Source organism: Ruegeria sp. BK1, assembly GCF_056535645.1.
The window spans coordinates 111,723-137,968 of record NZ_JBQFIS010000004.1 but is presented as its reverse complement, the minus strand read 5'-3'; the positions used below and the strand labels follow the sequence as shown (position 1 = coordinate 137,968).

At 55.9% G+C, this 26,246-nt stretch carries 23 protein-coding genes and 3 pseudogenes; 14 read left to right on the top strand and 12 right to left on the bottom strand.

Annotation, left to right across the window (positions count from 1 at the left end; all coding sequences use genetic code 11):
- Positions 1–167 precede the first annotated feature (167 nt).
- The 3 genes from ACR3E7_RS23715 to ACR3E7_RS23705 all read right to left on the bottom strand — a co-directional run bounded on the left by ACR3E7_RS23715 (position 168) and on the right by ACR3E7_RS23705 (position 2,563).
- The gene (locus tag ACR3E7_RS23715) at positions 168–617 is read right to left on the bottom strand and encodes a c-type cytochrome (RefSeq protein ID WP_170417891.1); all 450 of its coding nucleotides are present in this window, start codon (positions 615–617) and stop codon (positions 168–170) included.
- Positions 618–684: 67 nt separating this feature from the next.
- Positions 685–1,275, bottom strand: a complete 591-nt coding sequence (locus tag ACR3E7_RS23710; protein ID WP_480719617.1) for a L,D-transpeptidase — start codon at positions 1,273–1,275, stop codon at positions 685–687.
- 634 nt (positions 1,276–1,909) lie between these two features.
- Positions 1,910–2,563: a L,D-transpeptidase gene (locus ACR3E7_RS23705; protein ID WP_050605720.1), complete on the bottom strand. Its 654-nt coding sequence runs from the start codon at positions 2,561–2,563 to the stop codon at positions 1,910–1,912.
- Positions 2,564–3,079: 516 nt separating this feature from the next.
- On the opposite strand from ACR3E7_RS23705, the gene ACR3E7_RS23700 reads away from it, so the two are divergent.
- From ACR3E7_RS23700 to ACR3E7_RS23685, 4 genes are all read left to right on the top strand, one after another.
- Positions 3,080–3,247 (top strand): DUF2933 domain-containing protein, encoded by a 168-nt coding sequence (locus ACR3E7_RS23700; protein ID WP_480719615.1) that lies wholly within the window; start codon positions 3,080–3,082, stop codon positions 3,245–3,247.
- 39 nt (positions 3,248–3,286) lie between these two features.
- On the top strand, positions 3,287–3,460 hold the full coding sequence (locus tag ACR3E7_RS23695) for a hypothetical protein (RefSeq protein WP_170417885.1): 174 nt from the start codon (positions 3,287–3,289) through the stop codon (positions 3,458–3,460).
- Between the two features lie 117 nt (positions 3,461–3,577).
- On the top strand, positions 3,578–4,903 hold the full coding sequence (locus tag ACR3E7_RS23690; RefSeq protein ID WP_480719613.1) for a protein-disulfide reductase DsbD domain-containing protein: 1,326 nt from the start codon (positions 3,578–3,580) through the stop codon (positions 4,901–4,903).
- Positions 4,888–5,595, top strand: a complete 708-nt coding sequence (locus ACR3E7_RS23685) for a thioredoxin family protein (RefSeq protein WP_480719611.1) — start codon at positions 4,888–4,890, stop codon at positions 5,593–5,595. Before ACR3E7_RS23690 ends, ACR3E7_RS23685 begins: the two co-directional genes overlap by 16 nt.
- Before the next feature lie 83 nt (positions 5,596–5,678).
- Here the strand turns inward: ACR3E7_RS23685 and ACR3E7_RS23680 are convergent, their stop codons facing one another.
- The 5 genes and pseudogenes from ACR3E7_RS23680 to ACR3E7_RS23660 form a co-directional block, all read right to left on the bottom strand.
- Entirely contained in the window at positions 5,679–6,137 is a 459-nt protein-coding gene (locus ACR3E7_RS23680; protein ID WP_480719609.1) for a hypothetical protein, read from the bottom strand.
- Positions 6,138–6,251: 114 nt separating this feature from the next.
- Positions 6,252–7,400, bottom strand: coding sequence for a c-type cytochrome biogenesis protein CcmI (gene ccmI, locus ACR3E7_RS23675; RefSeq protein WP_170417878.1), 1,149 nt, complete (start codon positions 7,398–7,400; stop codon positions 6,252–6,254).
- Positions 7,397–7,884, bottom strand: a pseudogene (locus ACR3E7_RS23670) (cytochrome c-type biogenesis protein). Before ACR3E7_RS23670 ends, ccmI begins: the two are co-directional and overlap by 4 nt.
- Positions 7,881–8,450, bottom strand: coding sequence for a DsbE family thiol:disulfide interchange protein (locus ACR3E7_RS23665; protein ID WP_170417873.1), 570 nt, complete (start codon positions 8,448–8,450; stop codon positions 7,881–7,883). The pseudogene ACR3E7_RS23670 and the gene ACR3E7_RS23665 overlap by 4 nt, the downstream one beginning before the upstream one ends.
- Positions 8,451–8,454: 4 nt before the next feature.
- Positions 8,455–10,446 (bottom strand): annotated as a pseudogene (locus tag ACR3E7_RS23660) (heme lyase CcmF/NrfE family subunit).
- 326 nt (positions 10,447–10,772) lie between these two features.
- Between ACR3E7_RS23660 and ACR3E7_RS23655 the strand changes: the two are divergent.
- On the top strand, positions 10,773–11,792 hold the full coding sequence (locus ACR3E7_RS23655) for a transporter (protein ID WP_170775027.1): 1,020 nt from the start codon (positions 10,773–10,775) through the stop codon (positions 11,790–11,792).
- Between the two features lie 4 nt (positions 11,793–11,796).
- Here the strand turns inward: ACR3E7_RS23655 and ACR3E7_RS23650 are convergent, their stop codons facing one another.
- A complete protein-coding gene (locus tag ACR3E7_RS23650) occupies positions 11,797–12,078 on the bottom strand; it encodes a hypothetical protein (protein ID WP_480719607.1) in 282 nt (93 codons plus the stop codon).
- Positions 12,079–13,172: 1,094 nt separating this feature from the next.
- Between ACR3E7_RS23650 and ACR3E7_RS23645 the strand changes: the two genes are divergently transcribed.
- Positions 13,173–13,739 (top strand): site-specific integrase, encoded by a 567-nt coding sequence (locus ACR3E7_RS23645; protein ID WP_480719605.1) that lies wholly within the window; start codon positions 13,173–13,175, stop codon positions 13,737–13,739.
- 54 nt (positions 13,740–13,793) lie between these two features.
- Here ACR3E7_RS23645 and ACR3E7_RS23640 read toward each other — a convergent pair whose 3' ends face one another.
- A complete protein-coding gene (locus ACR3E7_RS23640; RefSeq protein WP_170417859.1) occupies positions 13,794–14,138 on the bottom strand; it encodes a type II toxin-antitoxin system RelE/ParE family toxin in 345 nt (114 codons plus the stop codon).
- Positions 14,135–14,391 (bottom strand): annotated as a pseudogene (locus tag ACR3E7_RS23635) (type II toxin-antitoxin system ParD family antitoxin). The gene ACR3E7_RS23640 and the pseudogene ACR3E7_RS23635 overlap by 4 nt, the downstream one beginning before the upstream one ends.
- Before the next feature lie 1,017 nt (positions 14,392–15,408).
- Here ACR3E7_RS23635 and repA point away from each other — a divergent pair.
- From repA to ACR3E7_RS23610, 5 genes are all read left to right on the top strand, one after another.
- Positions 15,409–16,410 (top strand): plasmid partitioning protein RepA, encoded by a 1,002-nt coding sequence (repA, locus tag ACR3E7_RS23630; protein WP_480719603.1) that lies wholly within the window; start codon positions 15,409–15,411, stop codon positions 16,408–16,410.
- Complete coding sequence (repB, locus tag ACR3E7_RS23625) at positions 16,410–17,378, top strand: plasmid partitioning protein RepB (RefSeq protein ID WP_170417850.1); 969 nt, start codon at positions 16,410–16,412, stop codon at positions 17,376–17,378. Before repA ends, repB begins: the two co-directional genes overlap by 1 nt.
- Before the next feature lie 160 nt (positions 17,379–17,538).
- Positions 17,539–18,609 carry a helix-turn-helix domain-containing protein gene (locus ACR3E7_RS23620; RefSeq protein ID WP_480719621.1) on the top strand — a complete coding sequence of 357 codons (1,071 nt, stop codon included), beginning with the start codon at positions 17,539–17,541 and terminating at the stop codon, positions 18,607–18,609.
- Positions 18,610–18,763: 154 nt separating this feature from the next.
- Positions 18,764–19,873: a Fic family protein gene (locus tag ACR3E7_RS23615; protein WP_170417844.1), complete on the top strand. Its 1,110-nt coding sequence runs from the start codon at positions 18,764–18,766 to the stop codon at positions 19,871–19,873.
- A gap of 329 nt (positions 19,874–20,202) precedes the next feature.
- The gene (locus ACR3E7_RS23610) at positions 20,203–21,837 is read left to right on the top strand and encodes a caspase family protein (RefSeq protein WP_480719601.1); all 1,635 of its coding nucleotides are present in this window, start codon (positions 20,203–20,205) and stop codon (positions 21,835–21,837) included.
- A gap of 148 nt (positions 21,838–21,985) precedes the next feature.
- Here the strand turns inward: ACR3E7_RS23610 and ACR3E7_RS23605 are convergent, their stop codons facing one another.
- Positions 21,986–22,618, bottom strand: coding sequence for a tyrosine-type recombinase/integrase (locus ACR3E7_RS23605; RefSeq protein ID WP_093037018.1), 633 nt, complete (start codon positions 22,616–22,618; stop codon positions 21,986–21,988).
- A 519-nt stretch (positions 22,619–23,137) separates the two neighbouring features.
- Between ACR3E7_RS23605 and ACR3E7_RS23600 the strand changes: the two genes are divergently transcribed.
- The 3 genes from ACR3E7_RS23600 to ACR3E7_RS23590 are packed head-to-tail and all read left to right on the top strand — an operon-like array spanning position 23,138 to position 26,243.
- On the top strand, positions 23,138–24,196 hold the full coding sequence (locus ACR3E7_RS23600) for an ABC transporter substrate-binding protein (protein WP_170417838.1): 1,059 nt from the start codon (positions 23,138–23,140) through the stop codon (positions 24,194–24,196).
- Positions 24,197–24,255: 59 nt separating this feature from the next.
- Positions 24,256–25,344: an ABC transporter ATP-binding protein gene (locus tag ACR3E7_RS23595; RefSeq protein ID WP_170417835.1), complete on the top strand. Its 1,089-nt coding sequence runs from the start codon at positions 24,256–24,258 to the stop codon at positions 25,342–25,344.
- Entirely contained in the window at positions 25,341–26,243 is a 903-nt protein-coding gene (locus ACR3E7_RS23590; protein ID WP_170417832.1) for an ABC transporter permease, read from the top strand. Before ACR3E7_RS23595 ends, ACR3E7_RS23590 begins: the two co-directional genes overlap by 4 nt.
- Positions 26,244–26,246: the final 3 nt, after the last annotated feature.

Here is a 26,246-nt window from a genome sequence, read left to right as displayed (position 1 = left end):
ACCCTGCTTGACATGCTCAACGTCCGCGGAGTCCGTTTGGTCAATCACGTGCTGAGAACCACTGCCATGTGCATGAGCAGAATCGGCCGTCACAAGCAGCCCGCCAATGGTCAGCACCATTGACAGTATGATGTAACGAATTGCACTGCCCATTCGGCTCGTCACCTTCAGAAAATCCCGTTTTCCTGCTGCAGCTCTCTGATATACGCCACGATGCCCTTCACATCCGCACGGGTCAAGCCATCGACCGGCGGCATATTGCCGAACTTCCAATGGTGTGCCCGAACTCCATTCTGGACTGCCACATAAAATGACTCGTCCGAATGGTGGCTTGGTTCATAGATTTTATGCACCAAAGGTGGTGCAAGGCCTTCCAGACCTGTTGCATTCGCGCCATGGCACGCCGAGCATTTGGCGTCGAATGCCACTTTGCCGACGGCCGCAAATTCGCTTAGCTGGTCCGGCAGAGTGACGTTTTCGATTGGGTCTCCTTGCTCCAGTGCTGACGTATCGGGCGGCGTCATCGAGTGACCTGTTGGTTGCTGATTTAAGTTGTAGACGAACGCGGCGGCGCCTGCGATCACTACTCCGCCGATCAAGAGTGTAAGTTTATCCATCTCTGTTCTTCACATGATTGTCAGTTCTTAGGTTCAACGCGCGCAAAAAAAATCGGCCTGACCAAGGTCAGATCAGTTTTACCTGAGTGCCCACAGTGGCCAGTTCGAACAATTCCGCAATCTGCTCGTTGTACAAGCCAATGCAGCCGTTGGAGGATCTTCTCCCGATCTTGCGCGTGTCGTTGGTGCCGTGCATCCGGTAGTATTGCCAGCTCAAATAAAGTGCATGTGTCCCCAGAGGATTCTCCGGACCCGGGCCCACATAATCGGGCCAAGCGGGGTTGCGCTTTTTCATTGCTGGTGTCGGTCGCCAAGACGGCCCTTCGACCTTGCGAGTAACTGTGGTGTAGCCCAGCCTTGTAAGGTCTTCCGTCAGCGGTACGCTGGTTGGATACATTCGGTAGACGCTTTCGTCTTCCGACCAATATTGCAGGACCTTGGACTGTGTATCGGACAGGATCACACCATTCTTAAGCGTATCAAAGTGGTCCTGCCATTTAGCAACGCGGAATGAGGAAACATTGCGGCGCGTCCCCTCAGTTGCCGTTGATTGGGCCCAAACGGCCGGTGCTGGAAAAAGCGTCGTCGCAGCAAACGCGGCAATCACTCCACGTCGCGTAACAACCTTTCCTTCTTTGCTCCGTTTCATGCCTGCCATCCCAAAGTTTATTCTTTTTTTCCGACTCAAATAACTCGTATGCCCGGTTCCTGCGCTGGAAGGTCAACACGCAAATGACATTTCATATGGGATGTCTCGTCTGAATTGTCGTTGCCGTTGGCGCAGGGATATTTCCTTAGAAGGCGGACCCAAATCATCAAGTCATTGTGGAAAAGCAATTTTTCTTGGACGTAACTCCAGGCTGCTTTAAGCAAAACCTGACTTTCTTGAATCAACCGAACACAAAAAAGCAACGCTAACAATTGCTTAGTTCTTGGTGAATTGATGTGATCACCCGTCGATGCGAGGGTAGCAGGCACTACAAATGACAATCACAGTGGACTAAACACCATGTCCTTCAGGAAAGCTTTCCAAGCACTGGCCGCACTTTTGTTCATCGGCGCTTGTACCGAAACAACGTCAATATCTGCAGATAGCGAGCCCGGAACGCTTTCCCAAGTTCCTGACGCCGTAGCCCAGATTGCTGCTCCGGGCCAGGACCTGAACGCAGTGAAAATCATGCCTGAGGACGGTTGCTATTGGTATCGCTATGTTGGGCCAGTTGAAACAACCTACCTACCACTTAGGACTATTGAAGGGCGCCCAATCTGTACGCGCGCCTGACAAGCGCCTGTCAGCTGGTCGCGGTCAGAAGCCGCTCGGGAGGGTAGAGATGAGCCGTGGACCCTGGCCTGACACGATCATAAAGCCCGATGATATGTGGCATCGCCATCCTTACGCAGCCAGAACTTGCGCGACCTCCGATAGATCTTGGATAAGGCGTTCCGTGAATTCGCAGGTATGTGTCGCGACCACCTTCGAACAGATAAAACGCCCTTGATCCCAATGGGTTTGTCGGCCCACCGGGCACACCATCTGCGAATTGCGCATATTCATCAGGGTCGCGCTCAATCATTTCGGCTGTAGGAGTCCAACGCGGCCATTTGGCCTTTCGCTTGATCGTGTAGACTCCGGGCTCGTAAAGATTGCCTCGGGCAATGGCTACGCCGTAACGCATTGCTGTGCCACCGTCTTCGATGAAATACAGATATCGTGCCACCGCGTCGACATGAATGTCACCCGGAGTAAGTGGTCGATTGGTTTGCACACGCTGAGGCAGGAAACGTGGGTGTAAACCCCAGGGATTGGATGTTGCGGGATCAAAATTGGCTGGAGTTACTTGCGCATCCCACTCCGACCATTGCGAGGCCGCCGCCGACGTCACTCCAAAAACCGGCTGAGAGAAAATGGCGAGCGAGGCTGCAACAAAATGTCGTCTGGTCAGCATTGATAGCGCTCCTATTGGCTGGTTGGTGTCTGGAGTTAGTACCCAGGGGATTAGACAATCCGCGACGGGGGAAGATTTGTCCATTCAATTATTCGTTCGATATCGCTTCGACCCACCCGCGAGTTTTCAAGGCTTAAAGTGACCTAGGCAGCTTCGTGTTTAACCTGAAACTTCACCAGGCGTCGGGACGACAATGCCTGCTGTTCATACCCCTAAAAACTTCCCTGTTCCGGCCGTGTCTATGCACCAAGTAAGGCCCAAGCAAATGCTGGACTGGTTTGACAGCGTCAAATTCGCTTCGCGCCAAAACAGCTTGACCTTCCATCGTGGGAAGGCGTTAGCAGAGGTCTCCAATCCAAATTTTGGAGTTGAATGTGAAAGAAAAACAGACTGCAAACGCGCCGCAGGCGTCAGTACCGGTTAGCGGCGGCAAGATAATGAAATGGGGCATGATGGTATGTTGCATTGCCATGATAACGCCGATCGCTCTCTACTTGATCGCCGGCGGGACGGTTGGTGGGCTTTCTGACCTTGGGTCTTTTCGCACCGTTGATCCTGTGCCTCGGAGCCCATTTCTTTATGCACAAGGCGATGGAAAAATCCTGTCATTCGAACAAATCTGAATCGGAAAGACCAAAGGCAACAGACGCCGCGGTCGGACCGAACCCAGTACACCGGCAATAATCTTCAATCATGAAGCTTTGGTGCTCAAGGTTGGCCGCCATGTCGCTGGCCGCTCTTTCGCTGGCGGCTTGCGCACCACGCCCTAAACTATGCCCGCTGCAACCGCCGCAGCCTGAATACGCCCTGCCCCAAGGTTGCCGGGTTCAATGGGAGGGCGCGGATGGCGGGGCCTATTTCATCTGCGAAGACGGGCGCGAAGGTTTCGTGAGCTGATCGTGGGGATGTGACATTCCGGCTCGTTGACCCTCCAGCGCTGGAATCTGGCAGAGACGGGTGCAAAACAACCGATGGCAACGCGCAATGGCAAGAACACTCCTAAATTTATGTATTATGATCTTGGGGTTAATCTTTGGCCAGACTTCCGCCGGGACAAGCCTTGCAGCTACATCCCAAGCGTATGAATCAGAGCCCCTGGTCGCACACATAATTACCGCGCAGGACGGGATCGCGCCTGACGTCAAGACGATCACTGCAGGACTGCATCTGAAACTGGGCGAAGATTGGAAAACCTACTGGAAGTCGCCTGGTGAGGTGGGAATTCCGCCCAAGATCACTTGGAACGGCTCGCAAAACGTCAGCGACGTACAGTTTCACTGGCCCGCGCCGATCCGTTTTCGCGCCTTCGGGATCGAGAATTTCGGGTACAAGGACGAAGTGGTCTTTCCGCTGACCGTCACACTCGAGAACCCCGGAGCGCCAGTTGACTTGAAGGCCGCTGTGACAACGCTGATCTGTTCCGATATCTGTGTGCCGGTCGAGTTTTCGCTGGACTTGTCGCTGACTCAGGGAACGGGTCGGGATCAGGACTCGGCCCGGCTTATAAATGCCTTTCTGTCGCGGGTGCCAACCACGGGAAACACAAGCGGAATGAAGTCCGACGCCGCGACCCTGGATACCGAGTCCGAGATGCTGACGCTGAATTTCACCAGCGACCTGCCCTTTGATGCGCCTGATGTCTTTCCCGACATGGGACGTGACACCGCGTTTGGTGCACCCGACATCCGGCTCGCTGGCGACAGGCGTCAGCTATGGGTGCAGTTCCCGGTCCTCGCTCTGGCACAGGACCCCCCCGCCTTGTCCGTCACGGTTACCGACACCAACCGCGTGGCCGAGTTTTCGCCCCGTACCGACGCCCCTACCCCGCCACCATATGAGATCGCGGCCGCCGAAACTTCAGCCAGCGCGCTGGTCTGGATCATTTTGCTGGCGGTGGGCGGCGGGTTGATTCTGAATGTCATGCCCTGCGTACTGCCAGTGCTTTCGATCAAGCTTTCCTCGGCGGTAAAGGCTCGCGACCGCTCTGCGGCTCAGATTCGCGCCGGGTTCCTGGCTTCGGCAGCCGGAATCCTGACATTCATGTGGCTGTTGGCGGCTATCACCATTGCGGCGCGGTCGCTGGGCTATTCCGTCGGCTGGGGCATCCAGTTCCAGAATCCGCTTTTCCTTGCGGTGATGATCGTGGTGCTGGCGGTTTTTGCAACCAGCCTCGCGGGCTTGTTCGAGATCACGCTGCCGCAGTCGCTGAACACCCGGCTTGCCCATGTCGAAAAGGGCCGCGTGTCGCTGGTCGGGGATTTCCTGACCGGAGCCTTCTCAGCAGTTCTGGCGACGCCCTGCTCGGCCCCTTCCTCGGCACGGCGGTGGCCTTTGCCCTGACCGGCCGACCGGTGGATATCGTGGCGATCTTCACCGCAATGGGGGTCGGGCTGGCCATTCCTTACCTGCTGGTTGCAGTGCACCCGAAACTTACCGCCGCTCTGCCTAAACCGGGGCGTTGGATGGTGGGATTAAAATGGGCCCTGTCGGCGGCACTGCTGACCACGATCGGCTGGTTGGTCTGGGTGATGGTCGGGGTGGCCGGAGACACTGCTGCAACTGCTACCGTGCTGGCTGCAACTGTTCTGGTCCTGTTGATCTGGAAAAGTACGATGATGCCACCCGTTTTGCGCTGGACAGCCCTGTTGCTGACGCTGACCGCAGCGTTTGCCGCACCGGTTGCGATTGCCGGCAAAGACCGGTCCAGGCTGCTTGAACCAGCCGGAGAGATCCCTTGGATTACCTTCAGCCGCCCCGAAATCGCCCGCCTTGTGTCGCGCGGCGAGGTGGTTTTCGTCGATGTCACAGCCGACTGGTGTCTGACCTGCAAGGCCAACAAAGCGCTGGTGCTGGAACGCGGCGAGGTTCTGGCAACACTGCAATCGGACAAAGCAATTCCGATGCAGGCCGACTGGACCCGCCCCGACGATGTGATCGCCCGTTTCCTTGAGGACAATGGACGGTTCGGGATCCCTTCAACATCGTCTACGGCCCGTCGGCCCCCGAAGGCATCGCCCTGCCAGAGATCTTGACCACGAACGCCATTCTCGACGCGATGGAACAGGCCGCGCCGATTGCGGGCGGAGCCGTGGAAAGCGGATCCTGACCCCGGAGTTCACATATCCCGGACGCGGTTGCTCTGCTGCGCTAAACGCATGGTCTCGTGCTCTTCCATATCCAGTATCGCCTGAAAGAGTTCGCGTGCCTCGGGTATCTCGGCACGCCCGTGCAAATACCGATATAAGTCGATCACCTGATTGTGAAGATCGAAGACCGCTTCGCGCATCTCATCGACGCTCATCTGTGCGAACGGCCTGTCGCAGGCGCGATGTGGGTCGATCGGCTCATTGCCCAAATAGTCATATACCCAGGTGTTGAGCGCTTTGGGATCGGCTCGTTTCACGAAACCATCGACGATTTTCTCCAGAGCAGCCTCATGATCGGCGAGGTAGGTAAGCAACATCCTGGCCAGCTCCTGCTCTGACTGTGTCGAACAGTGGGCCAAACATTCGGCGAGCCAATGATGCATTTCCCGCGTCCAGACAATTAGATCAGAAAACGTTTCAACTTTCATGGTCTCAACCTCCTAAAGATCGGCATGCGATAGCCTAAACCGGAATTTTCCAGATGGCTCACTGGGCATCAGCGCGAAGTCGGCGCCGGCCCGATCCACGCCGGGCTGCGGGAATCAACCCCCCAGTTCCAGCAATGCCCGGTCGATTGCCACCTTGCGCGGATCCCCCTGCGGCAGGTCATCCGCCAGATCCCTTGCCCTGCCATAGGCGTTCCGGGCGCCGTCGGTCTCGCCCAGCACCGAATAGGCGTTGCCCAGCCGCATCCAGCCGTCCAGATCGCCTGGGTTTTCCTGCATCCGGCTCGCAAGCCGTTCGACCATCGAGCGGATGAAGGCCTGCCGGTCTTCGTCTGACATCTCCTCGGCCGCCGCCACCTGATCGGCAGTTGGGCCGGGCATGGAAGGGGCAAAAGCCGCCAGATTCACCGGAGCCCGTCCGATCGACGGGGCGATGCGGTTAAGCTGGGCCACAAAACTCTCCATCCATGGCCGGAACTCCTCTTCGGCGTCCATCCGCGTCTTCAGTAGGTCATAGGCCTTATCAGGCGATCCAGCCTGCTCCAGACCAATGGCTTTGTAGAATGTCGCTGCTGGGTTCGATGGGTCCAGTTCCAAGGCTCGTTCAAACGCCCGATCGGCCTTGGGCGTAACGACACCGTCATCGGCATAGACCAACGCCTCGCCATATTGCGACACCAGCGCTGAATTCGCATTGGGTCGGTCCAGCAACCCCTCGAACGCGTCTGCGGCATCTCCAAAGCGTCCCATACGCATATAGGTCTGAGCCAACAACACCCATCCCTCGGTTGGCCCGCCGGTTTCATCCGCCTCAAGCCGCGACTTCAGGCGCACGGCAAGGTCGGCGATTTCACGGGCTTCGGCCTGCTCCCCCTCGCGTTGGGCAAATGGCTGGCTGGGGATGTAGGGACTACCCAGTTGCCAATAAAGACCGGCTCCGAGCGCTGGAACTACCAGCGCGGCAAGTAAAATCAGCGCACGCCCGGAATGGCCCATTATCGCTTTGTCGTCCGATTGCCGGTCAATCGCCTTCAGGCGACGTTCTATCTCGGCTCTGGCGGCCTTGGCCTCTTCGGCTGAGATAATTCCTCGTTCCAGGTCCTTCTCCACTTCGCCGATCTGGTCGGAAAAGATGGCAGAGGCGCTTTCGCGTCTCGACAAGTCCGAGGTCTTGCGCCCCAGGCCGGAGAGGGCGAGCGTCAGAAACACCGCCACGGCCATGAATGAAAAGATAATCCAGATCATGCGTGCGGCTCCGTGAGTGAATGGTTTTCGGGATTCCGTTCTTCGCTCGCGCCGCGTTCCGTCTCTTGTTTTCGCGACTTCCGATATCGGCGCGCATTTTGGGTCAATACCGCTGCAGTCGCGATACCACCCAGCCCCAGGATGACGATAGGCGCAACCCACAGAATGTAAGTTGATGGCTTCCATGGCGGGTTGAACAGAACATAGTCGCCATAACGCGCAACCAGAAAGTCCATAACCTGCTGGTCCGTGTCGCCTGCCACCAGCCGTTCGCGCACAAGCAGACGAAGGTCGCGCGCCACGCCAGCGTTAGAACTGTCGATGTCTTGGTTCTGGCACACCACGCATCGCACCTGTTTCGAAATCGCCCGGGCCCGCTCTTCCAATACCGGATCGCAAGTATCTCGTCGGGCTCAACCGCGAATGCCGGCTGCGACACCAGCATCGCCAGAGTGACCGCGGTAATTACAATGCGACGTATCATGACGCCTCTCCTCCGGCCGCCCGCGCCTGATCCAGCGCGGTGCGCATCTTTGAAATTGCCTCGTCGCCCAGCACCGGGCCGACAAAACGGAATACGACCTTGCCCGCGCCATCAATCACAAAGGTCTCCGGCACGCCGGAAATCCCCCATTCGATCCCGGCTCGGCCGTCCAGGTCGGAACCGATGCGCTCATAAGGGTTGCCCAGATCGTCGAGCCATTTCCGCGCGTCCTGCGGCTTGTCTTTGTAGTTAATGCCCATCAGGCGAATGCCCTCATCGCGTACCATACGCGTCAGCACCGCATGTTCGGCCCGGCAGGGCACGCACCAGGACGCAAACACGTTGACCACGATCGGAGCTGACCCGTCATTTTCCACCAGATCGGTACTGGACAGCCCGTGGGTATCCAGCCCTTCGACCGGCGGCAAGTCGAACTCAGGCACCGGCTGCGAGATCAAAACAGACGGGATTTCGTTTGGATCGCGATCGGGATTCAGTCCCCATAGCAGGAAGGCACCCAGGATGCCGGCAATCGTAATTGGGAACAGTGCAAATAGACGTTTCATTGCCCTACTCCGCCGCCACCGCAACGGAGCTCTGCCCAGTCCGTTTTCGTGGTGCACCGACGCGTAGACGCCGATCGGAGAGTGACAAGACACCACCAAATGCTAACAATCCTGAACCTATCCAGATCCAGACCACCAATGGCTCATACAAGATACGCAGGGTCCATTTGCTCTGTTCTGATTCCGCCGCCGGTTCCGATATTGAGGCGTAAAGGTCCCCTGCCAACGTCGTTCGAATTGCTGACTCGGTCGTACTGGTACCCGCCACGAGATAGGCCCTGCGCTCGGGTTGAAGCGTGGTGACATAAGCGCCATCGCGAAATACCGTCAGTGTGGCCGCGCGAGACAGATAGTTCGGACCGCGAAGCTGTTCCACACCGTCAAAACGCACGTCGAACCCTGCTATCTCAATCTGTGTTCCGGGCTCGGCAAAAGTCACGACCTCGGATTTCCAAGCGCTGGACCCGATAAAGCCGATCATACAGACAGCCAACCCCGCATGGGCCACGACCATGCCGTAATGAGAACGCGGTAGGCTGCGGGCCCGACGCAGGGACTCGGCCAACGGTGCCTCACCCAGCTTAATTCGGCTGGCCCACTCTGTCAGCACAGCGCCCAGCAACCAAACCGCAAGGCCGATCGACACTACCGCCAAGGCTGGGCCGCCGGTATCCAGATACCACACAAGCAACGCTACGAGCAGGCTAACCCCGGCCACCCATTTGAGCCGGGACAGAACACCGCGCAAATCCGCCCGCTTCCATGACAACAGCGGCCCAATCCCCATTACAACGACTAGAACCAGCATGATCGGCACGAAACTGGCGTTGTAATAAGGTGGTCCAACCGAAATCTTTTCACCTGTCACAGCCTCAAGCAAAAGCGGATAAAGCGTACCGAATAGAACCGTCGCCGTTGCGGTGGCCAGCAGCAGGTTGTTAATAAGCAAACCGGCCTCGCGGCTGATCGGGGCAAAAGACCGCCGCCCTCCATCTCCGGTGCGCGTATGGCAAACAGCGTCAATGAACCACCGATCGCGACAGCCAACAGCGCCAAGATGTAAATGCCGCGTTCGGGATCGACCGAAAACGCATGGACCGATGTAAGCAAGCCTGAGCGGACAATGAATGTCCCCAACAAGGACAACGAGAAGGTCAAAACGGCCAGTAGGATCGTCCAACTTTTGAAGCTGCCGCGCTTTTCGGTCACAATGGCCGAATGGAACAGCGCTGTGCCAGCAAGCCAGGGCATAAACGAGACATTCTCGACCGGATCCCAGAACCACCAGCCGCCCCAACCCAGTTCGTAATAGGCCCACCAGCTGCCCAGAACGATACCAAGTGTCAGAAACACCCAGGCCGCCAATGTCCAGGGTCGGACCCACCGCGCCCATGCCGGATCGACCCGCCCCTCAATCAGGGCAGCCACGGCGAAAGAAAATACGATAGAGAAGCCGACGTAACCCAGGTATAGGAACGGCGGGTGCATAGCCAGGCCGACATCCTGCAACAGCGGATTTAAATCCTGACCATCCAGCGGTGCCGGAAACACCCGGTCAAACGGGTTCGAGGTGAACAGCATGAATGACAGGAACCCCGCGCTGATCCAGGCCTGCACTGCCAGAGTGCGCGCCTTGAGTTTCAGTGGGATGTTCCGAGCCAACAGAGACACACAGCCCGAAAATCACCAATATCAGAATCCACAACAGCAGCGACCCTTCGTGGCTACCCCAGGTCGCAGCCACCTTGAAAAGCATCGGTTTCAGCGAATGAGAATTGCTGGCCACATTTAGCACAGTGAAATCGCTGACCACGAAGGACCACATCAGAGCGGCGAAGGCGATAGCAACCAGCGCTGTCAGTAGGACCGAGGTCGCAGATGCCGATCGCATCCACATGACATTGTTCCGTGCTGCTCCAATCAAGGGAAATACGCTTTGCACCAAGGACACGGCCAGGGCAAGCGCCAGGGCGAACTGCCCGATTTCCGGTATCATTCCAATCCCTCCGGATTTCCGGTTTTGCGGCCTTGTCCGACAATCCAGCGCTGGAGGGTCAAGCGCATTATTGCCGCACCCCCTTCGGCTGATGCATGCTTGACGAGCGCAAATCTGGCCGGCGGCCTTGACCTTCCAGCGCTGGAGACCCCCACCATTTCGACTTCACCGATGGACGTACCGAACACTTTGTTTTCAGGGCAGGGACTCAGGAAACAAACGAACACGAGGGCATCATGACACGGAGCAACAGCAAGATTACGTGCGTCTGGCAACGCCTCCAGGCTGTAATACTGGCTGGGGGGCTGAGCCTTGGGTCAACTGCCATGGCCCAACCGGAAACCCGTCCGGCTGACAACGTGGCGATGAACCCGCAAGCCTCCAGCAACATGTCAGGTATGGGAAGCATGTCCAGGATGATGCGCCCCGACGCGGTGCCGCCAACGGGTGTCGTTGGCGGTATGCATCCACCCGAGGGTGTTTTGATGCCTGTGTTCTCTTACATGAACATGGAGATGGACGGAAATCGTACCGGAACGCAGTCGCTGTCTACCTCGAACGTTCTGTCGCAGTATCCGATCGCGCCGCTCAGCATGAGCATGAACATGGCGATGGTCGGCCTGATGTACGGTGTGACCGACGAGATCTCGGTGATGGCGATGCTGCCCTATACCCGCAAGACGATGAAGCACCAGACCCGCATGGGCCAGACCTTTAAGACCAGGGCACAGGGGTTTGGCGATCTGAAGATCATCGGCGGATATGATATCTACAAATCCGACGGGCAGGTGCTGGAACTATCTCTTGGCCTCAGTCTGCCGACTGGCTCGATAGACGAGACCGACACCACGCCAGCTGGGCCGGACCAGCTGCTGCCCTACCCCATGCAACTGGGTTCAGGCACCTACGACCTGCTGCCGGGCGTCACCTATACGGGCCAGAACGCGGATTGGTCTTGGGGCGCCCAGCTGGCCGCCGTGATCCGGATGGGTGAGAATGATGCCGGTTACACCTTGGGTGACGTCTATTCAGCAACAGTTTGGGGTGCACGGCGCTGGAATGACCAGTTCAGCTCCTCGTTGCGGGTGGTCGGCGACATCGTGGAAAACATTGACGGGTCGGATGCGCGCCTGAACCCAGGCATGGTGCCCACCGCTGATCCGACCCTGCGCGGCGGCCAGTTTCTGAGTATCGGAATCGGAGTGAATTACCTTGTGCCGGGGTCGGGCGTTTTGGCGGGCACGCGCCTGGGTATCGAGGGCGTGATCCCTGTGTATCAAGATCTGGATGGGCCCCAGCTTGAACGCGATTACGCAGTCTCCTTCGCGATACGCAGGGCGTTCTGACCCTTCAGCCCCAAACCGACTGTAAACGGACAATCAGCGCCGCCGCGGTGGTCAGAACGACCACTGACACCGCCATCAGTAGCAGGGCCAATGTCACAGGTCCGCCGCGCCCAGGTACGCGACGTGCCAGTTGGGCTGCAAATCCAGTACCGTGGGCGATCTGGCTCTGAACGACGGATAGGTATAGCGGCAGCGCTCCGACCAGCGTGGCGTACAGGTAAACGCCTGAGATGTTCTCGAAGTAGGCGGAGCGTACCAGCGTCGGACCGACTACCCGCAACGCCACTACGGGATCACCGCCGAAAGACCCGAACCAGTCTGCCGAAAGCGCGTAGATCAGCGCGTGCAGCGCGATGAACAGGACGGCCCGTAGCAGCAGGTCAATTAGCAGATACCGGGCCGGGATGGCCCCCTGCCCCGCGCCCTTACCCCAACGGCGAAAAGAAAAAGCTGAGATAATTTAAAGGAAAACGACCGGCAACCCATTCGTCACCACCTGACGCAAAAACCGAACAAACGCGGGACCACTGTTCAGGAGGTGCGTCGCAAAGCCCGGCGTGCGCAAAACGAAGATGGCCAACAGCGGAAACAACGCAAGGCAACTGACGATCAGCGTGTTTCTGGCAAACTTCCAGAAAGGCAATTCAGTGGCAAAATATCTGTTCATTTCATTTAGTTTGCCAACGGTTCCAGCGCAATGTCGATGCCAATTGGTTTACAGACCTGCGACAGAACCTCCGATTTTATTATTCCGCAAGCCCTCTACCTACTTTACGCGCAAAATCTGTTACTTTTGCTCGTTACTTTTGTTGCGCTATCAGTTTCAAGTTACACTCGATAAGTATCCCTTATCAAGTATAATTGATTTTGCGGGAAAATGGGCGCAGAGTGGGCCGTATGAGCACCCCTGAGCCCTATCTCCCCGCCCCCTCCCCTGCCCTGTCGCAGTCTGACCAGGACGCCCTGACCGATCTCTATGTCCGCGGCACACCCGCCAACACGCTCAGGGCCTATGAGCGCGATTTGCTCTATGTAACGGCCTGGAAGGCAGCACGGTTCGGAGTGCCGTTGGACTGGCCCGAGCGAGGCCACAGCGCTGGCCTTCATTCTCGATCACGCCCGCGATCTGGGAGATGCCGCGCCCGAGGATGTCGCGCGTCAGAGTGCCGAGATGTTGATCGCGCAAGGGCTACGCAAGTCCCTCGCCTGCCCGGCCCCTTCTACGCTGGACCGGCGCATCGCCTCCTGGCTGGCCTTTCATCGAATGAAGAACCTGACCAGCCCTTTTGATGCGCCGCAGGTGAAGCAGGCCCGTGCCAAGGCGCGCCGCGCCGCCGCCCGGCCCCTGCCCCAAAATCGCAGCAACCGATTACCCGCGATGTGCTCGAGCAGTTGCTGTCCACTTGTCGGGGGTCCCGGCGGGATTGCCGCGACCGCGCCATCTTGATGCTGGGTTGGGCTTCGGGTGGTAGACGGCGCTCGGAGATCACCGGGTTGATGTTTGAAGACGTCTCGCTGAAGGAGTTCGACGAGAAAAGCCTGGTTTGGATTTCACTGCTGGAGACCAAGACGACAACCAAAGGTGAAACGCCGCGGCTGGTGTTGAAAGGCCGCGCAGCCCAAGCGCTGGCCCATTGGATCGAGGTGGGTGAGATTCAGGACGGCCCCTTGTTCCGGCCTGTTTCAAAAGCCGATCGGGTGTTAACCCGCCGCCTCAGCCCGGATGCCATCGCGCAGATCGTCAAGCGTCGGGCGAAACTGGCGGGCCTGCCGGACGGGTTCGCTTCCCCATGGGCTGCGCTCGGGCTTCCTGACCCAGGCCGCGCTGGACGGCGCCCCGATCCAGGCCGCGATGCGCCTCTCCTGCATCGCTCCATGGCCCAGGCGCAGAAATACTACGACGATGTGGACATCGCGGATAACCCGGCGACTGATCTACTGGGGTGAGTAGTTACTGACTATTTAATAATCCCCGCTTGAGGGAAACTCCGGCTGCTGTGCCTATGTCTTGTTTCCTGTCGCATCTGTTAACGTGGCCAGCGCGGAAACATGTCGCGGCAGATCGCAACGGGAATGCAGGATATCAACAATGATCACCGCGTCCGGCTGATCCAGATAAACCAGGAAATGCTCTCCTGCGCGCACATATCTGAGATCCGCCGCCTCTTCGACCAATATAGAACAACTTCGGCTGGCCACCCTGCCCTCTGTGATGGCCTGACAGCGCGCTATTAGTTCTTGTTCATAAAGATCGGCTTGATGCGATCCAAACTTGTCGATGGTCCATCGGGCAATTTCCACCAGGCTGGATTCAGCGCGGCGTGTCAGTCGAAAGGGTCTGGTCACGCCTTGGCTCGTGCCCTTGCAAAGGCACGACGGATCGCATCCGAACCCCTGCCTTCTGCCAAATCTCCGGCCTGAGCCTGCGCTACACCCTCCTGCAAGCCTTGTTTGAGAGACTCAGCCCCGCTTCTTCCCGCTCCAAAAGCCGAAGGCCGGCGCGCAACGCTTCACTGGCGTTCTGATATCGACCGGACGCAACCAGATTCTGCACCAGTTGATCCTGCGATTCTGTAAGTACAACATTGCGGGTTACCATGGCGTAAGCCTCCTTTTTGGCAATATATGCCAACGAGACCGTCTGTTCAACGATTGAGGAGCCCAAAATCACTAATTCGAGCAAGCTGGTTTTATGGACGCTAATGGGACGTGAACACACGGATCATGTCTGTGATCCCATATGAATCCAATGACGGTAGAGACTTGCGTCAAAAGCCGCGCCGCGCAAGCACAGCTGCACTGGATCGAGGACAGTTCCGTGTTCCGTCGCAACTTACAGGCGCACAATTCCCGAAACCCCGCCCTCACGGTATGCCATTTCTTGGGCAATTGGCGAGCGGCTGACTCTAGCCGGAATGTTCGCGTGTTTTCCTCTGCGCACGGGCTGAGCTCGGTGTATCTGACCCAGATCGCCATGCCATTCTCACCGCATCGTACTCCCGTACTGGCGCAGAAGTATTGTTACGAAGTTGGTATCGCAGAAAACTCGATAACGAAATTGTTGGTGAGAGAATTTGACCAATCAGCTCAACTAGCTCCCTGCCCTTCCCAATTGCGCAATTTGCGCCAAAAGCCGTTCGGCCTTCACTCCAACTCCATGCTAGAGGCGTTCTACTCAAAGCGGAGCATAGGGAGGAGTTTTACAGGAATGCCTTCGCATGCCTACGTTAGAACTTCATCGACTGAAAGAACCCATGATCCCGCTCAACCGAGTTTACAACTGTAAACCACCCTGCTCTGATGCAAAGCGTATGTAGTCCTCCGCGTTGGAAAACCTACAATATAGGCGAAAATCCTTGACTTAGTGCTATGAATCACGGCTGTTTATCTCAAGTGGCGCAAAAATGACCACATTCTTTAATTTGAGGCAACTACATGATTCCCGTGACACCACTTGCGGCAGAAAGACCATCGGCACTCGCCACGGAAATATCTGAGAGATTAAACTCGGCTATCCGGGAACATCTACTTGCTGCATTTGCCCCCGACAACACCAAATCACTGCGAAATTTTGCAGCGCCAGAAGCTGCTGAACTCTTAGGTCTCAGGTCAATTCATGCGCAAAGTCCACGCAGAGGGAACGATTCCTGAACCGAATGACGTACGCAGCGGTAGGCGTTACTATACTGCCCAAGAACTTTGGGAGGCTCGCGAAACGCTTGAGAAAACCTCACGCAAAAAAGGGCGCTATGTCCCTCGCCGGACTGAAGGAGAAAAGCTCCAAGTCTGGCAGTTGATGAACTTCAAAGGCGGCAGCAGTAAGAGCACCACAACAATTCACTTGGCTCACTATTTTGCGCTTCGCGGTTACCGTGTGCTGGCTGTTGATCTGGATCCTCAAGGCTCTCTTACATCCATGTGCGGCATAAGCCCCGAAATAGAGTTTGACGGGCTGACGATTTACGATGCTATTCGATATGAAGATCCGGTAGATATGGCGGACGTCGTGCTTCCGACGTACTTCCCCGGTCTCTCTGTGGCTCCGTCACGGCTTGTTCTTTCCGAATTTGAGACAGAATCTGCCGTTCACTCCAACCCAGACCATCCGTTCTTTACAAGAATACGGAATGCCCTGGCCCAGGTGGAAGGAGATTTTGACCTTGTTCTGATTGATAGCCCACCTCAGCTAGGATTCTTGACAATTGCTGGGATGGCGGCCGCCAGTTCATTGCTTGTGCCACTTACACCTTCGATGCTGGACGTGTCTTCGACGGCTCAATTTCTCGAACTCGCTGGTGCTTACATGGCAGTCATTGAAGATGCCGGCGCTACGCTCGAATACGACAACTTCAAATTCCTGATAACGCGTGACGAGCCAACAGACGTACCGTCTCAACAACTGGCTTCGTTCATGCGGGCACTGTTTCAGGATCGCGTTATGTCAGCCACAGCCCTCAAAAGCACCGCGGTCAGTGACGCCACAATGCTCAAACAATCAATTTACGAAGTCGTGCGGTCAGAAATGACACGCGCAACTTATGATCGGGCAAAGAACTCAATGGATGCGATCGGCTCTGAGGTAGAGCAAATGATCCATCAAGCATGGGGACGCAGCTAATGGCTAGAAAGTCGCTTCAGGAGATGTCGGGGATCGCAAACACCATCGCGCGCTCTGGCCCCAAGGCCATCGATAAAACTCCAAAACCCAATGCCCCTGCTCTTGGTGCGCTTCAGGGCTCTCTTGCCGCAATCAGGGAAATTGACCCTGCTCTGATCGACGACTGGGGGCCTGCCGATAGGCTCGGTGAGTTTACAGCTGTAAACATTGACGAAGAAGACGATAGTTTTGAAAGCTTGATGTCGAGTATACAAGACGGTGGCCAACAAGTTCCCATTCTTGTCAGAAGATCGAAATCCGACGGTCGATACGAGGCAATTTATGGACGGAGGAGGCTCAAAGCCTGTCGTGAACTTGGTATTAAAGTCCGCGCCAATGTTCAGGATATCGACGATGCTTCAGCGCTTCTCGCCAAAGGGCTTGAGAATGCTGCGAGGCGCAATCTTTCCTTCTACGAGAAAGCACGTTTCGCCGAGGCGATCCTGACTTCCGGGCATGACACGGCAACGGTGCGGCAAGTATTGAACGTTTCGAAATCAGGGCTGTCTCACCTGACAAAAATTACGCAACATGTTCCTGCAAAGATTGGTGACATGATCGGCGCAGCCCCAAAATCAGGCCGCCCAAAATGGACCGTGCTTGCAGAGCACTTCGTTGCAGGCAAGCTAGCGGAAGATGAAGCTGCAAATCTTCTTGCAACCATTGAGCCATCGATGTCGTCAGATGATCGGCTGGAAATGCTCCTAAAAGCAGCTGCCAAACGCGGTGCAAGACAAAGAGAAGGTGCAGCCGAACTCAACCCAATCGAAGGCGTTACAATCAAATCTACCAACGGATCACTAACTGTTTCGGTCAAAAGGACCGGAGCTAACGCTGGCTTCGCTAGCTGGTTGGACGAAAACATGGCTGAAATCATTAAGCGCTCACACGCTGAGTTTACAGCTGTAAACGCCAAGAAAAAGAACTGAGGACGAGCAGAAAGGAGGAAGGCAAACAAACAAAACCCCCGAAACCGGAGCTTCGAGGGCTGCTGCGCAAAGCGCAATTCTTAGATTAGACACCTAGAATCTAGCAGCACCCGAATCGCCACACAAGAAAAACGCTCTTGAGCGAACGGGTAATTTTTGTCTGCCGATAGATAATCATGAAAACACTAACAGCATTGGCTCCAATTGGAGCGACCTTGTCGGGAACGGCAGGGCAGGGGAACAGTACGCCCAAAAATGGATACTTCTTCGCGCCGTTGAAGAGGCCAGAGAACCTCTTGGGTTAAAATCCACAACTCTCAATGTCCTGAGAGCGATGGTTTCCTTTATGGGCGGTGATCAGATTGCTGCGGACCAGGATGATCATCACATCTGTTTCGCGTCCAACGCGGCGATAGCCAAACGAACTCATGTCAGCGTGCAGACAGTTGAGCGTCATATCTCGACGCTGGTGGACCTTGGACTTATCCGCCGCGTCATGAGCGCAAACGGTAAGCGATGGGCGCGCCGGGATCGCCAGGGCAGGGTGGTCACCGCAACTGGGCTCTCCTTGATGCCTTTGTCTGAACGGCACGCTGAGTTCATTCAGGAAGCCCAGAGGCATGCTGATCGCGTTCTCGAGTTCACTGTACTCCGTGACAAAGTTTCCGCCGCTCTGGCGCGCCTTAAGGAACTCGTAGCAAATGACACCGCGATCTCTGATTTGGTGACCACCGTACGCAATGCTCTGCGTCGCAAACCAGATGCGAATGTACTCAGCGAGCTGTTGGCAGAAATCTCTGTGGAAATCTCCGAGATAACACAGACTGATACAGAAAATTTGAGGGCCAGTGACAGTGAAATTGAGGGGCACAAAGAGGACTCTTTGAATCCGGAAGTTAAGAAAGAAAAGCTTTCTCAGATTCAGGTTTCTCCAGACCAAATGGAGCGCAGTTTTCCACGGCTATGCTCAGAACTACGCTTTGCAAAAGATCAGCACCACTGTGATCGGCTTATGGATGATATCGCCGAGTATCTACGGCTTGGCCAAACCTGGTATGCAATGAAATCAACTTTTGGCCCAGCTATTCGCTTCATTGTTCTCGGATACATCTTTCAACGTGCTGAGAACATACAATCTCCAGGGGCTTACCTGATTTCGTTGCTGGCCAAGATCGAAAAGGGCGAATTGTCTCCAAAGGCAATGCTCTCGCGGACATCCAATGCTACGTAAATTTGGGGAAACAGGATGAAATTTACCGTTTTCAGATTACACCTCCAAGTGATGACTGGATCGAAGGGTCTGAAAAAGGTGAGCTATAGGATTGACCTCTATAAATCACGCAACCATAAATAGTGAGTTATAGAAAGGAAGCTTATACCTCACGATGTGGAACTGGCAGAACCCTGACTGGCCTACCTTTCGTTACGACGCCGCAAGACTCGAACCATACGAGCAACAGTTCCTGTTGTCCTCAGGGGAAGTTCTTGGAGCGGTTCATCATGTGAACACATCGGATCGAGATCAATTGCGTATCGACCTGCTAAGCGAAGAAGCAATGAAGACCAGCGCGATCGAAGGTGAGATGCTGGATCGTCTCAGCGTGCAATCTTCCTTGCGCCGACATCTTGGACTGGCTCCCGACAGCTATCCATCCAAACCGCGCGAGCAGGGCGTTTCTGAAATGATGGTGGATGTTTATTCCAACTATTCGGAACCACTGTCACACGACACCCTGTTTCGGTGGCATGACATGCTTCTGTCCCATGACAGGCATCTGGAAACGATTGGATCATACCGGAGCCATGAGGATGCGATGCAAATCGTCTCAGGCAGGCTCGACCGCCCAACGGTGCATTTCGAAGCTCCACCTTCACATCAGGTTCCGGCTGAAATGGACCAGTTCGTAGCCTGGTTCAACCGGACCGCACCGGATGGTCCCGAACCATTGCGCGCACTGATCCGGGCCGGTTTGAGCCATCTGTATTTCGAGAGCATTCATCCCTTTGAGGACGGCAATGGCCGGTTGGGTAGGGCGCTGGCTGAAAAGTCCTTGGCCCAGAATATCGGTCAGCCAAGTCTGATTGCCCTTGCTTTCACGATCGAGCGAGAGCGGAAGGCTTACTACGACCAACTCGAACGCCATCAAAAGACGCTGGAAGTCACACCGTGGCTCGTCTGGTTTGCCGAAACTGTCCTTACAGCACAGCAGGTGACGCTTGAGCGGGTTGGTTTCTTTATTTCCAAGACGCACTTCTATGATCGGTACCGTGATCAGTTCAACACTCGCCAAAGCAAGGTAATCGCCCGTTTGTTCAAGGCTGGGCCGGATGGGTTCACAGGGGGATTGAGCGCTGAGAACTATATCTCGATCACGGGAACATCGCGCGCCACAGCAACGCGGGATCTCCAGAACCTGGTAGAGAAGGGCGCTTTGATCCGAACGGGTGAACTCCGGTACACGCGATATTGGTTAAAGCTAGATCGGGACGGGTAGGGGGCTGAAGTACGGCACGAAGCGCGGGAAGTGGAAGTTCGCTGCAGTCGCTACGCATGCTCGCAGGAAATGCGGAAGCTGACGTTTAGATAGCTTCCCAAGCGAGCATCTTTCTGTCCCGCCGCAAGGCGGCTCCGAGTTCGTACTTCATATGAATGGTCCATGCCGAAACTGGCGCAATGGGCGGGAAACGAACCTTCGTCGTGTCAATCCCGAACTCCGCTATGCGGCCTAAGCCGAGCTAGAGCTTGTCCACGCCGGTCATATTGATTGAATTCCGAAAGTGTGGAAACGTTCATATGGTAGACGCGTTAACGGCGATATTTCACATGAAGCGTATCCTGTTCTCAGTTGTGTTTTGTTTTCTGCCTGCGATGGTGCTGGCGGACAAAGTTGCCTTGGTAATTGGCAATGCGAACTACCAACATGTCAGCAATCTCAAAAACCCGTCGAATGATGCGATCGACATTGCAGAGGCATTGCGCAGGATCGGGTTTGAGGTCACAACAGGTCTTGATCTGGATTACCGCGACATGCGCCTTGCCATACGTGACTTTGGAGAAAAGGCAAAAAACGCCGAGTCGGTCATCGTATACTTCGCCGGCCACGGCATCGAGTTGGACAACACGAACTTCCTGATCCCTGTCAGTGCGGAACTGCGGAGCGACCGTGACATCGAACTCGAGGCAATCCGCCTCAACACATTGATTAGCTCCATCGCGGGCGCACCCGGCTTGAAGATCGTGTTGGTTGACGCCTGCCGCAACAATCCATTCCTCGCGACTATGGAGCGCACAAACAGCACCCGCTCAATTGGACGCGGACTTGCACGTATCGATCCGGGAGGTGTGTTGGTTGGATATGCTGCAAGGAGCGGAACGCTGGCGCTTGACGGCGATGGCCGCAACAGCCCCTATGCTCAGGCTCTGCTCAACCACATCGAGGAACCCGGACTTGAGATTGGCAAGTTGTTTCGGCGAGTCCGCGACAGGGTTTACACTCTGACAGAAGGCTATCAGGAGCCATTTACTTATGGCTCGCTTCCCGCCAGAGACATTTTTCTTGTTCCAGATGCGGCTGCAGGCTCGACGCCAGAGGAAGAAATTGAGCGTGTCGAAGACCAGATTTATGCGGACTTTGAACTTGCGCGTTCGCTCGGAAGGCTTGATGCGATCGAGATGTTTCTGGAGCGATACGAAGGCGAAAGGGATCATTTTGCAGTCGCGCTCGCCCTTTCGTTGCGGGACGACTTGCTTGCTGAGCACCAGAAGGACGAAGTGCCGGGCAACAGTAGTACTGCGCGAGACAAAGTAGCAGCTCTTGTGCCGACATCGCCTCAAAGCGCGAAGGATGATACAGAGACGCGCAGCCTGATCCGTGATATACAAACTGAGCTAAATCGCGTTGGCTGCAGCGCTGGCACAGCGGACGGTGTTGCGGGCCCACGCACGAGATCTGCTTTCTCTCGGTATATCAGCGCTAGAGAGAATCTTGGACTGACGCCTGAGAGCCTCGAGACCAGTGAAACTCTTGCCGCACTTCGAGGAGAGCAAGGAAGAGTCTGTAATCAGTTGGTCGCGCCGTCTTTCGCGACTTTTGATGGTGACTACATTGTCTTAATCAGACGCAGATGGGACGATGATTATTGGCAAACAACCAGTCGGCCCGACAAGGCCTATTTCCCCGGAAAAATCGAGCCACTTGCAGCCTTGCGCATCAATCGCAATGGAGACAAGCTGACCTTGCTATCTGCCCAAGGCTTTGCGGCCGAAGGGCCTTGGTTTAGGGACTTCACTGGCAAATTCGATGACTCCGGTCAGTTGAAATTGCGCTTCACATTGAGTTCGCATTTCGGGCAGGCGACACCCTATAAGGTCAATATAAGCGTCAAACTGCCCGAAGGACTTTCGCCAGGAAGAAGGCTTGTCTACGAGCCGCGCAGGATTGACGGGCAGTTTTTCTGAATTTTCTAATACGCCGTGTCAGTTGAAACTTTAAAGCGATGTCCTTGCCTGCTCCGCAAGAAGACCGTCGCTCTGGGCTCCTCGTCGCTGTTCGCCGCAGATTTCGCCAAGGTCTTGTTTGGGCCGTCCGCGAAGACGGCCCAAGTTGTTAGATTTCAATGGCCTCTGCGATCGCAAGCGCATCTTCCAGCTCAACACCGAGATACCGGACGGTGCTGTCCATCTTGGTGTGCCCAAGTAGCAGCTGGACCGCCCGCAGGTTGCCGGTCTTCTTGTAGATCTGTGTGACTTTTGTCCTCCGCATCGAATGCGTTCCGTATGCACTGGCCTCCAGACCGATCGACGTGACCCAATCCCGGACGATCCGGGCGTACTGGCGTGTCGAGATGTGCAAGCGTTCATGGAAACGACCCGGCCATAGGTACTCCGAGCCGACCATGAGCTCATCTTCCATCCACTTTTCAACCGAGGCGCGTGTGCCTTCGGAGATTTCAAAACGAACCGGCTTCTGCGTTTTGCTTTGCAACACCGAAGCTCGTTCCTTGATCTGGCCGGACGCCATCACGTCGACGACTTTCATCTTCACGAGATCGCAGCCACGCAGTTTGCTGTCGATTGCCATATTGAACAGCGCCAGGTCCCGATGGTTCTCGGCGAGTTCAAGTCGAACACGGATTGCCCAGACGTGTTTTGGTTTCAGTGGCCGTTTTTGCCCAACGATGCGCCCTTTGTTCCAAGCCGGGCGAAGCGCACGAATGGCCGGTAAGTTTGGTGTTTCCATGACTGATCCTCCGATCCGCCATGCCCTCCCACAACGACAACCTGACGTTGACGATGCCTCCATATCACGGGATGCTGCGTCGCATCCGAGGTCGGGGCTGAGCCCAAATTGACCAATTCTGTCGTCAGGATCAATTGGCGCATACTGTCAAGAAGCTGCCACTCAAATTCGCGGATCAACGCAAAGCGAGTGAGAGTTTGCGGTCCGCACGTTCCACCAAATGCTTCAATCGGTGGCAGTTAACTTCGGGTCAGACGAAGATCGCTTCAGACGCCATATGTGCAAGATCGAACCCAGATGAATGCTGCACCAATGCGCGAATTGCGAGATTTTCCAGGCTCTGATGCTCAGGAAACGGGAGTGTGAATCCTACGGGGCAAAAGATCCTTGACCAATTCCAACATCAGCTCTAGTAAAACTGAAATGACGTTTTGCTAGATGAAACGATTGCGAATGATTATGTGGAGCCGCGCATGTCGCGAAGCCACAAACCAACCAACAGTTCGGGAGGAGCCTGACATGATGAAAGATAACCAAAAACTGAAGCTCACCACGGCGCTAGTGGCAGGTGGCCTGGCCATTGCTTCGCCTGCCTTTGCCGAGGGAGAGGTCGTGTTTGCGTCCTGGGGAGGCTCGTTTCAGGATGCCTTGCGCTCAGCCATGCTGGAACCTGCCGCTGGTGCGCTGAATATCACTGTCAAGGAAGATACGACAAACGGCATTCAGGACGTGCGCGCGCAGATCACGGCGGGTGCCGTTGCATGGGACGTTACAGAACAGGATTTGCCTTCGTGTGAAACCCTGAGCCGGGAAGGCAGCCTTGAGCCGATCGACTATTCGATTGTTGACACCACAGGCATTCCGAAAGAGCTGATCCATGACAATTACATCGGCTTCATCAACTTCACCAAGGTGATTGCCTATCGCAAGGATGCATTTGGCGACAATGGCCCGTCCAATTGGGCAGAGTTCTGGGATCTGGAAAACTTCCCCGGCAAGCGCGGTATGCACGGCAAGGTGAACTATAACCTCGAAGCCGCGCTCATGGCGGATGGTGTGCCGATGGCCGAGATCTATGACACGTTGGCCACGAATGAGGGCAAGGCGCGCGCATGGGACAAGCTGGGTGAGATTGCCCCCGAAGTTACCGTTTGGTATCGCGGCGGGTCGCAATCGGCGCAGTTGCTGCGTGACGGCGAAGTGGACGTGATCCATATGGGCCATAACCGCGTAGAAAGCGTGATCGCGTCGGGCATTGATGTGGCCTATGCCTTTGATGGCGGCACGATGGACGTGGACTGCTTGTTGGTTCCCAAGGGGGCTCCGAATAAAGACAACGCGATGCGCCTTATCAACGAATTGCTGAGCGCCGAAGCACAGGCGAGGCTGGCGGTGACCATGCCGTTGGGTCCGGTGAATTCGGGTGCCTTCGGCACCGGGATAATCTCGGATGAGATGGCAGTGAAGGTCAACACACATCCCGACAACTATGGCAAGCAGCTTCTGGTCGATCCGAACTTTTACATCGGCCAGCTGGGCGAGTTGACCGAAGAGTTTGACACGCTGATCCAACAGTAAAAATATCTGGGCGCGGCACATCTTGTGCTGCGCCCATTTTTGTCAGGTTAGGAGCCCCCATGTCACCTGCAGCCCACTCCCTTCCCATCGATATATCCAACCTGTGCAAGGCCTACGGATCGGTCAAAGCGCTGAATGACGTGTCTTTGAACATCGCCGCGGGCGAGTTCCTGACATTGCTGGGGCCATCAGGCTCCGGCAAGACGACGCTTTTGATGGCGCTGGCCGGATTTGTGCGTCCTGATGGCGGGTCGATCCGGTTTGGCGAACAGGAAATGATTGCAACGCCGCCCCACAAGCGCGGCCTTGGCATGGTGTTCCAAAGCTATGCGTTGTTTCCGTTCATGACGGTCGCAGAAAACGTGGCTTATCCGTTGAAAATTCGCGGGGTGTCCAAAAGCGATCAGAAGGCCCGCGCCGAGCGCGCGCTGGAGACCGTGCAGCTGGGCGGTTATGGCGACCGGCGCATCACGCAATTATCCGGGGGACAAAGACAGCGCGTGGCCCTTGCCCGCGCCATGGTTTTTGAGCCGCAGATCATTCTGATGGATGAGCCGTTGTCAGCGCTCGACAAGAAGTTGCGCGAACATATGCAAATCGAATTGAAGGCGCTGCATGAAAAGCTGGATGCAACTGTCGTTTACGTGACCCATGACCAGCGCGAAGCCCTGACGATGTCGGACCGGATTGCAGTGGTCAATCATGGGCGGATCGAACAGATCGCGACGCCTGAGCGGCTCTATCGCCAGCCGCATAGTTTCTTTGTGGCGGATTTTATCGGGGAATCCATTTCCCTGCCGGTTAGTGTAGCGAATGACACGGCGCAGCTTGGCGAGCGCGTTCTGAAATCCAATACGCCTATTGCGCTGGGCAGCGGAGGCCATCGTCTGATCATCCGGCCCGAGTTGCTGGAAGTCACAGCAGGCGCGGTGCCAGACGCCGCCAATGACCTGTCCGGCCAAGTGCATGACATCATTTATCAGGGCGACAGCGTTCTAGTGATCGTTCAGCACGACAGCGCTGGTCAGATCAATGTGCGTGTGCCTGCCAATCGCGCGGGCCAAACCGGGTTGCCGTCGAAGGGAGAGCAAATCGGCCTTGCCCTGCATCCCGAAGATACGATCATCGTACCGGAACATGTGGCATGAGTATCGCCGAGACGTATGAAGGTGCTGGGACTCTTCAGAATGCCAGCACGCTCAAATCCGAAGAACGCCGCGAAAAACTGACGTTTCTTGGGCTTTCGATGCCTGCGGTTTTGACGATCTTGATCGTCGTCTTCCTGCCGATTTTCTGGCTGTCTTCGCTGTCGTTTTTCAATGCGGCAGGCGAACTGAGCACGGAAAATTACACGCGCATCTTTAGTAGTGCTCTCTATCGGCGAACCTTTGTCGTCACGTTTCAGATCAGCATTGCCGTGACGGTGATTTGCGTCCTTCTCGGCTACCCGCTGTGCTACTGGCTGACAAAGATGCCGAACAAAACAGCGGCCATTCTGATGGTGTTTGTGCTGGTCCCCTTCTGGACCTCGGTTCTGGTGCGGACCTATGCGTGGCTGGTGCTTTTGCAGCGCAATGGGATCATCAATTCGTCGCTGATGTCACTTGGCATTATCGAAGAACCGCTGCAACTGGCGCACAATCTGACCGGCTCCATCATTGGCATGGTGCATATCATGCTGCCTTTTTTGGTTCTGCCGCTCTACGCCACTATGCGCAATATTGACGGCGACCTGGTCCGAGCCGCCGTGGGCCTTGGTTCCAGCCCGCGCGGGGCCTTTTGGCGGGTATTTTTCCCAATGTCCCTGCCGGGCCTTTTTGCCGGCATCGTGCTGGTTTTCATCCTGTCGCTTGGGTTCTTTGTCACACCGGCTTTGCTGGGCGGTGGCCGGGTTCAGATGCTGGCGCAGCGTATCGAAAGCACCATCACAGTCTATTCGAACTGGGGGGCCGCATCAGCCCTGGGCGTGGTCCTGCTGTTGCTGGCGCTGGCGATGATCTGGCTGATGAACCGTGTCTTCGGGCTCGACAAACTGTTTATGCGCTGAGGA